General features: G+C 58.9%; 14 protein-coding genes. 5 read left to right on the top strand and 9 right to left on the bottom strand.

Features of this window, described 5'->3' with window-relative positions; translation table 11 throughout:
- Positions 1 to 64: 64 nt before the first annotated feature.
- Together DKK66_RS03055 and DKK66_RS03050 are read left to right on the top strand one after the other, a co-directional pair.
- Positions 65 to 484, top strand: coding sequence for a CidA/LrgA family protein (locus DKK66_RS03055; protein ID WP_045845620.1), 420 nt, complete (start codon positions 65 to 67; stop codon positions 482 to 484).
- A gap of 1 nt (position 485) precedes the next feature.
- Positions 486 to 1169, top strand: a complete 684-nt coding sequence (locus tag DKK66_RS03050; protein WP_233160536.1) for an LrgB family protein — start codon at positions 486 to 488, stop codon at positions 1167 to 1169.
- Positions 1170 to 1322: 153 nt separating this feature from the next.
- Here the strand turns inward: DKK66_RS03050 and DKK66_RS03045 are convergent, their stop codons facing one another.
- A complete protein-coding gene (locus DKK66_RS03045) occupies positions 1323 to 1952 on the bottom strand; it encodes a putative metalloprotease CJM1_0395 family protein (protein WP_207389845.1) in 630 nt (209 codons plus the stop codon).
- Positions 1953 to 2233: 281 nt separating this feature from the next.
- On the opposite strand from DKK66_RS03045, the gene DKK66_RS03040 reads away from it, so the two are divergent.
- Together DKK66_RS03040 and DKK66_RS03035 are read left to right on the top strand one after the other, a co-directional pair.
- Positions 2234 to 2719 carry an acyl-CoA thioesterase gene (locus DKK66_RS03040; protein ID WP_045845740.1) on the top strand — a complete coding sequence of 162 codons (486 nt, stop codon included), beginning with the start codon at positions 2234 to 2236 and terminating at the stop codon, positions 2717 to 2719.
- Between the two features lie 44 nt (positions 2720 to 2763).
- On the top strand, positions 2764 to 3441 hold the full coding sequence (locus DKK66_RS03035; protein ID WP_131355445.1) for a TIGR01621 family pseudouridine synthase: 678 nt from the start codon (positions 2764 to 2766) through the stop codon (positions 3439 to 3441).
- Here the strand turns inward: DKK66_RS03035 and DKK66_RS03030 are convergent.
- The 5 genes from DKK66_RS03030 to DKK66_RS03010 all read right to left on the bottom strand — a co-directional run bounded on the left by DKK66_RS03030 (position 3438) and on the right by DKK66_RS03010 (position 8657).
- On the bottom strand, positions 3438 to 4244 hold the full coding sequence (locus tag DKK66_RS03030; RefSeq protein ID WP_242673562.1) for a ChbG/HpnK family deacetylase: 807 nt from the start codon (positions 4242 to 4244) through the stop codon (positions 3438 to 3440). The genes DKK66_RS03035 and DKK66_RS03030 overlap by 4 nt on opposite strands.
- On the bottom strand, positions 4241 to 4630 hold the full coding sequence (locus DKK66_RS03025) for a GtrA family protein (RefSeq protein WP_131355442.1): 390 nt from the start codon (positions 4628 to 4630) through the stop codon (positions 4241 to 4243). The genes DKK66_RS03030 and DKK66_RS03025 overlap by 4 nt, the downstream gene beginning before the upstream one ends.
- Positions 4627 to 5658: a glycosyltransferase family 2 protein gene (locus DKK66_RS03020; RefSeq protein ID WP_242673561.1), complete on the bottom strand. Its 1032-nt coding sequence runs from the start codon at positions 5656 to 5658 to the stop codon at positions 4627 to 4629. The genes DKK66_RS03025 and DKK66_RS03020 overlap by 4 nt, the downstream gene beginning before the upstream one ends.
- Positions 5655 to 7127: a glycosyltransferase family 39 protein gene (locus tag DKK66_RS03015; RefSeq protein ID WP_131355439.1), complete on the bottom strand. Its 1473-nt coding sequence runs from the start codon at positions 7125 to 7127 to the stop codon at positions 5655 to 5657. Before DKK66_RS03015 ends, DKK66_RS03020 begins: the two co-directional genes overlap by 4 nt.
- 153 nt (positions 7128 to 7280) lie before the next feature.
- Positions 7281 to 8657 (bottom strand): peptide MFS transporter, encoded by a 1377-nt coding sequence (locus DKK66_RS03010; protein ID WP_165494097.1) that lies wholly within the window; start codon positions 8655 to 8657, stop codon positions 7281 to 7283.
- A gap of 770 nt (positions 8658 to 9427) precedes the next feature.
- Between DKK66_RS03010 and DKK66_RS03005 the strand changes: the two genes are divergently transcribed.
- Positions 9428 to 10819 (top strand): tryptophanase, encoded by a 1392-nt coding sequence (locus DKK66_RS03005; protein WP_062786215.1) that lies wholly within the window; start codon positions 9428 to 9430, stop codon positions 10817 to 10819.
- Between the two features lie 64 nt (positions 10820 to 10883).
- On the opposite strand, the gene DKK66_RS03000 is transcribed toward DKK66_RS03005, so the two are convergent.
- The 3 genes from DKK66_RS03000 to ccoG are packed head-to-tail and all read right to left on the bottom strand — an operon-like array spanning position 10884 to position 13261.
- Complete coding sequence (locus DKK66_RS03000; protein WP_165494096.1) at positions 10884 to 11285, bottom strand: YbaY family lipoprotein; 402 nt, start codon at positions 11283 to 11285, stop codon at positions 10884 to 10886.
- Complete coding sequence (locus DKK66_RS02995; RefSeq protein WP_045845628.1) at positions 11285 to 11812, bottom strand: FixH family protein; 528 nt, start codon at positions 11810 to 11812, stop codon at positions 11285 to 11287. Before DKK66_RS02995 ends, DKK66_RS03000 begins: the two co-directional genes overlap by 1 nt.
- A gap of 3 nt (positions 11813 to 11815) precedes the next feature.
- The gene (ccoG, locus tag DKK66_RS02990) at positions 11816 to 13261 is read right to left on the bottom strand and encodes a cytochrome c oxidase accessory protein CcoG (RefSeq protein ID WP_131355431.1); all 1446 of its coding nucleotides are present in this window, start codon (positions 13259 to 13261) and stop codon (positions 11816 to 11818) included.
- Positions 13262 to 13368 lie beyond the last annotated feature (107 nt).

Raw genomic sequence — 13368 nt, 5'->3', positions numbered from 1 at the left:
TTTTTTGAATGAAATGGGCGCGACTATACTCGGTACTCGTTGCTGCTGATGGAGCGAGCGCACCATGAAACGCCTGTCCGACCCTGCCGTAAAGCAAAGCCTGGCCACTGTATTGCAAGTGCTGATGCTCTGCCTGGTGTGGCTGCTGGCCAGTCGCCTGAGCCACGCTTATGTGCCGGAAATTCCGGCTGGTGTGCTGGGCATGTTCCTGGTGCTGGCTGCACTGGCCCTGGGCTGGTTGCCACTGGCCTGGTGCAAGAGCGGGGCCCGCTGGCTGTTGGCCGAAATGTTGCTGTTTTTCATTCCGGCTACCGTTGCCGTGGTGCAGTACCCGCAACTGATGGGCAGCATCGGCCTGCGCATTGTGCTGGTGATCCTGTTGTCTACCGTACTGGTGATGACCGTGACTTCGCTGGTGGTGGACGCAGGCTACAAATTCGAAATCATGCTGAAACGTCGCAAACGACAGCATGGAGTGTTGTGAGATGGAAAACCTGCTGGCATTTGGCTGTCTGGTGTTGACGCTGGTGTTGTACTGGCTGGCAAAGAAGCTGTATCGCCGCACGGGTAACTGGTGGACCGCACCGTTGTTGGCGGTTCCCTTGCTGGTGATTGGTGCGGTAGTGGTGGGGCATATTCCTTACCACACCTACTTTCAGGATACGCACTGGCTGAGCTGGTTGCTTGGCCCGGCAACGGTGGCATTTGCCATTCCGATTTACGAGCAGCGCCAGGTGATACGCAAGCATGCGCTGTCGCTGAGCTGCGGGGTGCTGGTTGCCATGCCGGTGGCCGTGATGAGTTCGGTATGGCTGGCACGCGCTTTCGGTTTGTCCGAGCTGTTGCAGAAAAGCCTGGCGCCACGGTCCATCAGTACACCGTTTGCCATGGCCACGGCATCGAGCATTGGTGCTCCGCCGGACCTGACCGCGGTGTTTGTGGTGATTACCGGTGTGGCCGGCATGTTGCTGGGTGAACTGATGCTGATGCTGTTGCCCTTGCGTTCACGACTGGCCAAGGGGGCTTTGCTGGGTGCTGCCGCACATGGTGCCGGTACTGCCAAGGCCAACGAGCTGGGTGCCGAAGAAGGTGTGGTGGCCAGCCTGACCATGATGCTGGGTGGCATTGCCACGGTGTTTGCCGCCCCACTGATTGCCTGGTTTGTGTGATGCGGGCCGGATTGAAGATTTCTCTGTAGTAAGCCCATGCCATCGGGAGTGGTGTGTGGTGTCTCTCCTCTTGTTGTCCTCCCAAAACGAGCGTTGTTCGGGCTGACCCTATCCGGTCAGCCCATTTTTTTTGTCGCGTGGGGATGGAGCGAATCAGGCAAAGGTATCGATGCTGCTGCCCTTGCTGCTGTCCGGCTTGCCGCTCAAGGCAGCAAAAATGGCCTTGGTGGTGGCGATGGCAGGGTTGTTCTGTGATGCCTGCAGTTGCTGCTGTTGCTGCTTGTCGATCTGGCTTTGTGCTTCGCGCGCCATCTGCTCAGCTTCGGCTGCAACGGCGCGGTCCTGCCCGGATGGGTCTACTGGTGCCAGGGCGGCAGCAGCTACCTGTCTGGCATTGGCCAGGGTTTCCTGCGGGCTTTGCCCGCTGGCCAGCCGGATGCTGACTTCCCCGCCGATGGCATATTGCTTGCCGTCCGGCCCTTCCTGATAACTGTAATTGGCACCACCGCTGACCAGTGCGCCACCCGCTGCCATATGCGCCTGCTCGTGCTGGCGGACATCGCTATCACGCGCGCGCAGTTCATCCAGTTGCTTTTGTTGGTCCGGAGTGAGGGTACTGCCCTGGTAAATGGCAGAAGGGGAAGGGGTGCTTACGCCCGGCACTGGCGTGGCAATCGACGCCATGCGCGCAGCAGTGCAAGCCGCACAGGTGCAATTGGGCCCGTGTTGCGACAGTGTGCTGATGCCATAGCCTGAGCTGGCATTGATGGACGATAGACTCATGGTGCGCATGATCCGGATTCACTTCATTCTAGTGCAGTGCTTGCCTTAATGCATTGAATGCAAACAGCTATTCTTGCAATTGCACCTGCGGTGGCTGGCAGAAACGCACTGTGGGCAGGTGCTGCGGCAAGCGCTGTGGCCGGATCGCCCGCGACAGCCTGCGAGGACTGCGGCAGAATGAGGCCTGTTCGCGTTCTCTGGCCTTATCGGCCGGATGCGCATTCTTGCCGCAGCAGGCCGCCGCGCCTTGCGGCCATGATGAATTTCAGGAAATCCACAGCATGCAACAACAGGTAAATCAGGAAAACCAGCGTGAACTCGTGATGTCGGTATTGATGATGCCGGATATGGCCAACTTCTCCGGCAATGTCCATGGCGGCGTGCTGCTGAAACTGTTGGACCAGGTGGCCTATGCCTGTGCCAGCCGCTATGCCGGCTGCTATGTGGTGACCTTGTCGGTGGATCAGGTGTTGTTCAAGCAGCCCATTCATGTGGGCGAGCTGGTGACCTTCATGGCCAGCGTGAACCATGTGGGGCGCACCTCGATGGAAATCGGCATCAAGGTGGTGGCGGAAGACATCCAGCAGCGCTCGGTGCGCCATACCAATAGCTGCTATTTCACCATGGTGGCGTTTGAAAACGGCAAGGCAGTGGCCGTGCCGCCCTTGAGCCTGGAAACGGATGAACAGAAAAAGCGCTTCCGTGATGCGGAAATCCGCAAGAAATTGCGCATGGAAGCACAGCAAAAAACCAGCGATCCGTGCTGAAGGCGTAGAATCGCCGCCTTGCTCATTCCTCCAGGTGTCATCCCATGTTTAGCCTGCTGTACAGCGACCCGCGCTTTTATCTGATCAACAAGCATGCCGGTGTGAGTTTTCACCGCGAAGGGGAGGAAGACGGCTTGCTGGACGCGGTGCGTGCGGGTTTGAGAGACGACGCAGTATGGCCGGTCCACCGCCTGGACCGGGTGACTTCCGGCCTGATTCTGCTGGCCCGTTCCAGTCAGGTGGCCAGCCAGTTTGGCAGCGCCTTTGCCGACCATGCGGTGGAGAAATACTATCTGGCGCTGTCGGACCGCAAACCGCAAAAGAAGCAGGGCCTGATCAAGGGCGATATGGAAAAGGGCCGGGGTGGCGCATGGCGCTTGCTTCCTGCCGTGCAGAATCCGGCCATTACCCAGTTCTTCAGCTTCTCGGTACAGCCGGGCTTGCGCCTGTTTCTGTTGCGGCCACACAGTGGCAAGACGCACCAGCTGCGCGTGGCGATGAAGTCGCAATCCGCCCCGATTCTGGGCGATGTCCTGTATGGCGGCAGCCCGGCAGACCGGGCTTATCTGCATGCCTATGCCTTGCGCTTCATGCTGGATGGCGAGGCTTTCAGTTTTGTCTGTCCGCCAGACCATGGGGCCGAGTTTGTGAGCGAGGCACTGCACACCTGCCTGCAACGCGAAGCCAGCGCACCGTGGGAGCTGGCCTGGCCGAAAATCTAGTGTTGGAACCTTCCCAGTGTTATTCCGGCCTGCTGGCAATCATCGGCAAAGGCCTGACTGGAAAAATGCTGATATTCCACCGCGCGCGCAGCGGCAATCGGGTCGCTGGCATCGCTGGCCGGCAGGCCGGGGTGACACATCATCAGCCCGCCATCGGGGCAGCTGTGCAGCCATTGCCGCATCAGACCGGCAAAACCGGCTTCCGGCTGTAAGGCATACAGGCCGGCAAACCACAGATTGCAGCGCAGGCCATTCTGCTCGGCAGCAGAGGCAAAACCACGGCATACCTGTTGCAACACCAGCGCTTTCAGACGGCTGTCACCCGGGTGACCCAGACGCTCCGGTGCGCGCAGATAGGGTTTGCTGTTTGCAGTCCAGCGCAGGGCGATGGCGTCGAACAGGGCGTCGCGCACCACCGGCAAGGCATGCACATGCTGGTGGCCGTCGATGAAGTCCGGCAAGCGCCCCAGCTGCTGGCTGAACTGGTCGATCTGTCGCAGCAGGCTGTCGCGCAAGGCGGTGCGAGACAGACAGCGCAACTGGCTGAGCAGCAGCCAGTGCGACAAGGGCTTGATCAGCTGCGGTCCATTGGCAAAGTCGTGAGTGAGATTGAAATGCAGGCCGATGTCGGCTTGTTGTGCCAGCTCGCGCAAAGGGGTTGCCAGTGCGGGCCAGTGCGGGGACTGTGTCATCACGCTGGTGGCGGACAACCGACCTGTCTGCAGCAGCGCAACAATGCCCTGGCTGATGGCAGGCGATTGGGCATAGTCATCGGCACACAAGGTCAGGCGGCGCGGCATCATGCAGCTTGCTCCTTGTCGGCAAAGGCCCACAACTTGCTGAAGACAAAGGTGAACACGGCCACCGTGGCCAGCACGATCAGCAGGGACAGACGGTAACCCAGCGGGGTGAAGCGCAGCAGCACGAAATACATGGCTTCATTCAGCGCAAAGCTCAGGCAGGCCACCATGAAAAAGCGTGGCAGCGCCTGACGGTGCGGTACGTGGGCGGCCTCGAATGTCTTGTGCCGATGCCCCCAGTAGCTCACCTGGAATGCCAGCAGGAAAGCCAGGATATTGGCCAGCAAGGGCGGCAGGCCCACTGGCACCAGAACCACGGCCACCAGCAGAAAGTGCACCAGCATGGCACTGACGCCGATGATGCCGAACCACAGCAGCTCACGGTTCATTGCTGGTCCTGCTCGCTGCGGCTGACGCGGCTGATCAGGTAAATCGGGCGCTGCTTCACTTCGCTGAAAATCCGGCCGATGTATTCGCCGAGAATGCCGATGGACAGCAGCTGTACCCCACCCAGAAAAGATACGGCCACCGCCAGGGTGGGCCAGCCGGGCTGGTCGTTGCCGAACAGCAGGGTGTGCAGCAGCTCCCACGAAGCATACAGGATGGACGCCAGCGAGATGGCGCTGCCAATCAGCGTCCACATGCGCAAGGGCACATTGGAAAACGCGGTGAGGCCGGTCAGCCCCAGGTTCAGCAGGCTGAAGAAGTTGAAGCTGCTTTTGCCCGCCCGGCGCTCTTGGGTATGGGTTTCCATCGGCAGCTGGGTAAAGCCCACCCAGTTGTACAGGCCTTTCATGAAGCGGTTGCGCTCCGGCATCTGGCGCAGCGCGTCCAGCACACAGCGGTCCATCACGCGGAAGTCCTGGGTGTTTTCCGGAATCTTGTGGCGTGCACCGCTGTTGAGCAGGGTGTAGAACACGCGGGTGAACAGGCGTTTGCCCAGGGTTTCCGTATCGCGACTGGAGCGCACGCTGTACACCATGTCGTAGCCGGCACGCCACTGGCGCAGGAATTCCGGCACCATGGCCGGCGGATGCTGGAAGTCGCTATCGATCAGCACGGCCACATCGCCGTGGGCGTGGTCGATCCCGGCAGTCAGTGCCAGTTCCTTGCCAAAATTGCGCGACAGCTGGATCAGCGTCACCGGCAGATGGTCGATCTGGCTCATGACCTGTTCCACCGTGTTGTCGCGGCTGCCGTCATCCACCACGATCAGCTCGTGGCGAAACCCTGCTTCGGTCAGCAAGCCATGCAGGGTTTGCAACATGGGGACAATGTTTTCGCTCTCGTTGTAGGCCGGCAAAATGCAGCTGACCAGCGGGTCGGCCGGTCGTGCAGCCGCCCGTTGTTGCAAGAGGAACGGTGGGACGAAGGCGCTAGGTGGCGTAGTGGTCATCGGCGTCTCCTTGTTATTCATGGCGTTGATCCGCTGGCTTGTTCGCGCAGCAGCAGCATCTGGTCCTTCATCACCGTAAAGCTGGCAACCGGCTTGAAGCGCTGCTTGATATCGGCAGGCAGGCTGGGCAGGTCGCGCTGTTCGGTAACAATGAAATGGCTGTGACCTTCTGCCAGCAACTGGCGCAGTACCTGCGGCTGTTGCGTGGTCTTGACCTTGCCTTGGCTATAGAACTCGGCGGAGAACTCGCGGCGGCTGTCCCAGAAAACCAGCGTGCTGCCCGCTGCCGGTTGCTGTTGTTGCCAGGCAGCAATCACCAGCTGTTGCGTGCGGAAGTAGCGCTGCCCCTGCGTCCATTGCAGTGCAACGGCCAGCAGCAACAATACGCCGGACACCATGGCAAGCCAGGGCAGGCCGCTGCCTTGCTGTGGCTGGCGGCAGCCTTGCCACAAGGTGGCAAACAGCAAGGCACAACCCGGCAGCATGGGCAGCGGATAAGGGAAGATGATATTGCCGGAAATGGTGAAAAACAGCAGTGTCATCAGGCTCCACAGCAAGACATACAAGCGCCAGCCATCGGTGTCGGCAGTGTGCTTCAGCATGTTTTTGCCATGACGCGCCAGCCAGACCAGCATGGCCAGCGACCAGGGGAAAATGGCCCCCAGCCAGTACAGCCAGATCATGCCGCGCGGGGTGGCATGGGCATAGCCGTATTTGTCACCCTTCCAGCCAGGGTCGAGGAAGCGGCTGACATGCTCGCCCATGATGAAGTAATTGAGGAAGCCTGGCGTGCGGAATTCCGCCAGCAGATACCAGGGCAGGGCGATGGCCAGCATCAGCAGGCTGCCGCTGATCCATGGCAGGCGTTGCCACATGGCTTTCCAGCCATTGCGCAGCAATACCCAGAAGAAAATCGGCATGCCAACCAGTACGATGGCCAGCGGCCCCTTGGCCAGCAGGCCAAGCCCCAGCCCGGCAAAAAACAGATAGCCCCAGCGGGTGCCGCGTGCCTGCATGGCATGCCAGAACGACAACTGGGACAAGGCGACGCAGAACATCAGGGACGGGTCGGTCATCACCGTGCCGGCTGCTGCGAAAAACAGCAGGCTGCCAGCCAGAATCAGTGCTGCAGCCAGCCCGGCTTCACGTCCCAGCCGTTGCCGGGCGGCATCGGCCACCAGCCACAGCACTGCGATGGACAGCAGCAAGGCGGGCAGTCGGGCCGCCAGCGGATTGACGCCGAACAGGCCCATGCTGGCGGCGGAAGTCCAGGTGGATAGCGGCGGCTTGGCCCAGAATGGAATGCCATAGTCGTGCCACAAGGTTACCCAGTTGCCGGTTTCCAGCATCTTGCGGGCAATTTCCGCATAGCGGGCTTCGGTGGTGTCGGTCAGCGGAATGGCCCACATTGCCAGCAGACGAATCAGCAGCAAAGCGAGCAGAACATAAACGGCAAGGCGTTGCCATTGTGTGTGGGAGGACGGTTTCATGAAGTCCGGTGAGCACGCTTTGGGCGGCTGGGCAAAGTCGAAAAAAACCCGCACAGCTTACCATGCCAGCCTTGTTTTAGTCTTAAGCACCCGCCAGGCCCCATGCAAAACGCCGCTCTTGGGCGGCGCTTGAGTCTGGCAGGGTGCGCTGGCTTATTGCAGACCGTGCATCATCTTTTTCAGTTTGCTGGACAGCAGGAACAGGATCAGTGCGCCAATACCGGCCATGACCACAAACACCATGAAGAAGTCATGCAGATTGTTGATGGCGTAACCCAACAGATGCGGGGCGGGCTTGGCCGGGTCCGGGTACAGCTCGGACAGGGTGCCAGCCAGCTTGTTGGCAGCGGCATTGGACAGGAACCAGATGCCCATCATCAGGCTGGTAAAGCGTGCCGGTGACAGCTTTACCACCAGCGACAGGCCGATTGGCGACAGACACAGCTCACCGAAGGTGTGCAGCACATACAGGCTGACCAGCCACAGCATGCTGACCTTGACGCCAGGTTGCAGTCCATCCACCCCGAATGCGATGACCAGATAGCCAATGGCCAGGAACAACAGGCCCAGCGCCATCTTTACCGGCGAGGCCGGCTCGCGGCCTTGCTTGCCAAGCCAGGTCCACAGCATGGCAAACAGCGGGGCAAAAATGACCACCGAAATCGGATTGACGGACTGGAAGTAGGAGGCCGGAACGGTAAAGCCCAGCAAATTGCGGTTGGTCTGCTCTTCGGCAAAGAAGGTCAGCGAGGCTCCGGCCTGCTCGAAGGCCGACCAGAAGAAGATCACAAAGGCCGAGACAATCAGGATGACGGCCAGGCGTTCCTTTTCCACCCGCGTCAGTGGCGCATGGACCACCTTTTCACCACTGGCGTGATGGCGCTGCGGTGCCAGCCCGATGGGCTTGCCCTCCGGGGTCACCAGATATTTGTGCTTGAACAGGCTGAAGACCAGCAGGCTGAACAGCATGCCGCAGCCGGCGGCCAGGAAGCCCCATTTGAAGTCATCCGGATTGCCGGTATCGCCCAGGGTGCCGCAAATGAGTGGGGCGATCAGCGAGCCGGCATTGATGCCCATGTAGAAAATGGTGAAGGCCGAATCCACCCGCTTGTCGTCCGGTGCATACAGCTGACCCACCATGGAGGAAATATTGGGCTTGAACAGGCCATTGCCAGCAATCAGCAGGCCAAGGCCGGTGTATAGCAAGCTGGAAGCCAGCGGCACATTGCTGGCATGCAGGCTGCCGGAACAGAACAGCAGGAACTGACCGCAGGCCATCAGGACGCCGCCGGTCAGGATGGAGCGGCGATTCCCCCAGTAGCGGTCTGCAATGTAGCCGCCAATCAGGGGCGTGAGATAAACCAGGCCGGTGTAGCTGCCATAGATGTCAGCGGCGTGTGCCTTGTCAAACATCAGGGCCTTGATCATGAACAGGACAAAAATGGCGCGCATGCCGTAGTAGCTGAAGCGCTCCCACATCTCGGTGACAAAGAGCAGATACAGCCCTTTGGGATGGGATTGGGTGGTCATAGACATTCCTTGTGCAGCTTGGGATGCCATCTGTCGATGGCTTGTTGTGATATTTTATTGCTTGCTATTTCAAGCAGGCGGCGATAGTAGCGACTTAATCACTCTCTGTGGAGTGTTTGTGCTGCATATTTTGCATGTTGTGCAGTATAAGAGAAAATTGATATTCATGGTTTGACATGCGGCAAGTATTTCAATGGAAAGGGAATTTTCCTATTGCTTGTTGGTTTGAAGACGATGGTTTCCATCGCCGGGCTGTGGTAAATCGCGCAAAACGCTACAGCCGCGTACATAGTGGAACCGGGGCTGACAGACTAAAGGCAGAGCTGTGCTGATGGTGCTGACACAAGGACATGGAAAGCTGTGCCGGGAGAGGATGGTGCTGTGGTGGCGTGGCATCACGGTCACACTGGATTGACTGTCTGGATGGATGGTTGACAATTTTCTTGCGATGAAAACTGCCAAGAGGTAATCTGGCCGCGCCATCCGGCAATGATTTTTACTAAGGTGTTTCACATGAACACGTTGGCAAGCTTGACCCGGACGGCTGCCAACCATGGTAGCCTGCCCAAAAACTGGTTTACCCTCGACATCGTGCTGGCCTACGACTTTCCCCGTCGCTGATCTCCCCTGCTAGCCGGTTCCCGGCTGCATTCTGCTGCATTCATTTTTCTATCTGAATCACAACTCTGGCTTTGCCGCGCCTGGCTGATTTGCGCCTGCGACGGCTGCTGCACGCCTGCCCGCTGGCCAGAGCAAAGGGAGTATTACGCATGGCACGACGCATTCCTGAACCGTTCCGCATCAAAATGGTGGAACCCATCAAGCAAACCACCCCGGAATACCGCCAGCAGGCGCTGGCAGAAGCGGGCTGGAACCCCTTCTTGCTGCGTGGTGAAGATGTCTACATCGACCTGCTGACCGACAGCGGCACCGGCGCCATGTCCGACCGCCAATGGGCCGGCCTGATGATGGGTGACGAAGCCTATGCCGGCAGCCGCAACTATTTTCATCTGGCGGATACGGTCAAGCAGCTGTTTGCCTACGAACACACGATTCCCACCCATCAGGGTCGTGGTGCAGAGCAGATCCTGTTTCCGGAACTGGTGAAACGCTGCCGTGGCGATCAGCCGGTATTCATCTCCAACTATCACTTCGACACCACCAAGGCACACGTCGAGATTGCCGGTGCGCGCGCCATCAATGTGCTGACGCCCAAGGCGCTGGATACCGAGGCGGCTTATGACTGGAAGGGTGATTTCGATCTGGAGCGGCTGGCTGATGTGATTGCCAGTGCCGGTGCCCAGAACGTGGCTGGTCTCATCATCACCATCACCTGCAACAGCGCAGGCGGACAGCCGGTGTCCCTGCCCAATATCCGTGCTGCCAGCCAGCTGGCACGTCAGCATGGTATTCCGGTGATCATCGATGCTGCCCGCTTTGCCGAAAATGCCTGGTTCATCCAGCAGCGCGACCCGGATTACGCCAAACACAGCATTGAAGAAATCGTGCTGGAAATGTTCAGTCACGGCGACATGCTGACCATGTCGGCCAAGAAGGACGGTCTGGTGAATATTGGTGGCCTGTGCTGCTTCAAGGAGGATGTTGATCTTTTCCGTGCGGTACAGGTACGTTGTGTGCCGATGGAAGGCTTTGTGACCTATGGCGGCCTGGCCGGACGTGATATGGAGGCCCTGGCCATCGGTCTGAAAGAAGGGCTGGATCCGGCCTATCTGACCTACCGTATCAGCCAGGTGGAATATCTGGGCGAGCGTTTGCGTGCCGGTGGCGTTCCCATCCAGTATCCGACGGGCGGACATGCCGTGTTTGTCGATGCCAAGCGCCTGTTGCCGCATATTCCTGCCGAGCAGTTCCCTGCGCATGCGCTGGCTTGCGCGCTCTATCTGGAAGGCGGGGTGCGCGGCGTGGAAATCGGCTCCCTGCTGCTGGGGCGCAATCCGCAGACCGGTGAACAGGAACCGTCGCCGCTGGAATTGCTGCGGCTGACCATTCCGCGCCGGGTCTATACCAACGACCACATGGACTACATTGCCGATTGCCTGATCGAAGTGAAGGCGCGGGCTGCCAGTATCACCGGCCTTGGCTTTGAATACGAGCCGCCCATCCTGCGGCACTTCACCGCCCGTCTCAAGCCCTTGGCCTGAGGCTTGTTGCAATGAAAATGGCTGCCATCGGGCAGCCATTTTTTTGTGTTTACGGCGGGCTGTCTTACTTGATCAGCTCGACCGGAATTACGGCCGCTTCCGTGCCGAAGGCATTGATGCGGCTGGTGTTCTGCAGGCGCAGTTCACCATCCACATACACCTGGGCCTGCACGCTGTAGCTGCCGCTGGCCTGAATGGCCTGCTTGTCGTAGCACAGCGAGTAGCTCACCGGGAAGGCCTTGGGTTTTTCCAGAGTCTGTTCGGCCAGCAGACGGGCCGGTGCGTCAGCCTGTTTGCCATCATCCAGCAGGCGGACCCGTACCAGTGTGGTGGCCAGCGGCAGGTTGGCTGCAGTGGCCAGCGCCACCTTGCCGTTCAGGTACTGCGGCTGATACGCCTGGCTGGCACAGCCTGTCAGGCCGAGTGCCAGTGAAAGAAGGGCAGTGCTACGCAGGTGCAGGCGCATCAGTCCACAGCCTCCAGCTTGGGTTGGCCCAGCATGATCACCGGGCCTTGCTCCGGCTTCCATTCACCCTGTACGCGCCACTGGTTGCCTTTGTCTTCCAGCTGCACATACCAGTGGTTGGCCTTCACCAGTTCCTTGTTGAAGTTGCCGCTGTACTGATTGGCCGCCAGCTTGCGCAGGTCGGCCGTCACGTCATAGTCGTCCTGCGCCGGATGCACCAGCTTCAGGCTCAGCGTGTCCGGCAAAGGCTGCTTGCTGGTGGTGTTGACCGTAACGGTATGACCATCGCTGCTGAGCATGACCTGGGCGGTAATGCCCAGCGCTGCAGCTGCGGTGTTGCGGCGCAATTCCATATTGATGGCCTTGCCCTTGTTGTAATAGTCGTCCGTTACCAGGCCATCATCGGTCTTCAGCGCGGTGGTGATGTAGCAGCTGCCCACGATGACTGCAGCGAGCGGAAAGCTGATCAGAAACCACACCCAGGGTTCTTTATACCAGGGGCGGGATACGGGGGTGTCCAGTTGCATGACTTACTCTCCGATGAAGCTGGATTTTTCTTCCACATGCAGTACCGGGGTGCTGACGGTTTCCACCTTGAAATGGATCTCGTGACTGCCCTTGGTGGCTACTTGCGGGTCGGCTTGAACGCGCACGCCAAAGCTTTCGGTTTCGGTTGCCTTGACCTTGATCTGCTTGCTGTCTGTTTCCAGTTTCAGATCAGGCATGCCGTCCACCGAGATTTTAAACTCCTGATCGCGTTCTGTGGTGTTGATGATCTTGATGGTGTAGGCATTTTCCAGCATGCCAGCGTCGGTTTCCTTCACCAGCGAGGCGCGATCACGCAGGATGTCCACCTTGAACGGCTTGCGCATCGCCAGCGAACCCAGTGCGGCACCCAGTACAATCAGCAGCACCACGGTATACATGATCACCCGCGGGCGGCGCAGGTGCTTGATGATTTCGCTTTCCGGATACTTGCCTTCCAGCGCGTTTTCCGTGGTGTAGCGGATCAGGCCACGCGGATAGCCCACCTTGTCCATCACTTCATCACAGGCGTCGATACAGGCGGCACAGCCGATGCATTCGTATTGCAGGCCGTTACGGATATCAATGCCTACCGGGCAAACCTGTACACAGATGCCACAGTTGACGCAGGAACCCAGGCCCTGTTCCTTGAAGTCCACGCCTTTCTTGCGTGCGCCGCGCGGTTCGCCACGTGCTTCATCGTAAGAAATGATCAGGGTGTCGGCATCAAACATCACGCTCTGGAAGCGGGCATACGGGCACATGTATTTGCATACCTGTTCGCGCATGAAGCCAGCCAGCAGGTAGGTAAAACCGGCGTAGAAGAAAATCCAGAAGCTTTCCCACGGGCCGTAGTCAAAAGTCGGCATCGCCTTGACCAGATCGCGGATCGGCGTGAAATAGCCGACCAGCGAGAAACCGGTCCACAGACAGAACACGATCATCAGGCCGTGCTTGGTCAGTTTCAGCCGCGCCTTGCGCAAGCTCATCGGCTCCTTGTCCAGCTTGATGCGCTTGTTGCGGTCGCCTTCCACCAGCTGTTCGATCCACAGCATGACTTCGGTGTAGACCGTTTGCGGACAGGAATAACCACACCACAAGCGGCCGGCAATGGTGGTCCATACAAACAGGCCAAATGCACAGCTCATCAGCAGTGCCGCCAGATAGACAAAGTCCTGCGGCCAGATGGTCAGCCCGAAAATGAAGAACTTGCGGTTGACCATGTCGAAAAACACCGCTTGCCGGCCGTTCCAGGTCAGCCAGGGCAAGCCCAGGAAAACCAGCTGAGTGCCCAGGACAAACAGAATACGCCAGTTATTGAAGATGCCCTTGACGCTGCGCGGGTAGATCTTCTTCTGTGCCTCGTACAAGGACACGGTTTCGGAACCGGGTTTGGGAGAGGGGGGGGTGTGTTCTACTTTGACCGGGATATCTTTTAACGAATCAGACATGGTGTTTTCCTGAAGAGGATTTCGCAAAGTACACCTGGGTGATGGACTTTGCACAAGCATCTTGCAAGTAATTATATTATATGAATCAGTATAGTGTTTGATGTAAA

The organism is Aquitalea sp. USM4, assembly GCF_004328945.1.
Classification (GTDB): domain Bacteria; phylum Pseudomonadota; class Gammaproteobacteria; order Burkholderiales; family Chromobacteriaceae; genus Aquitalea; species Aquitalea pelogenes.
This window is presented reverse-complemented; position numbering and strand designations above follow the sequence as displayed.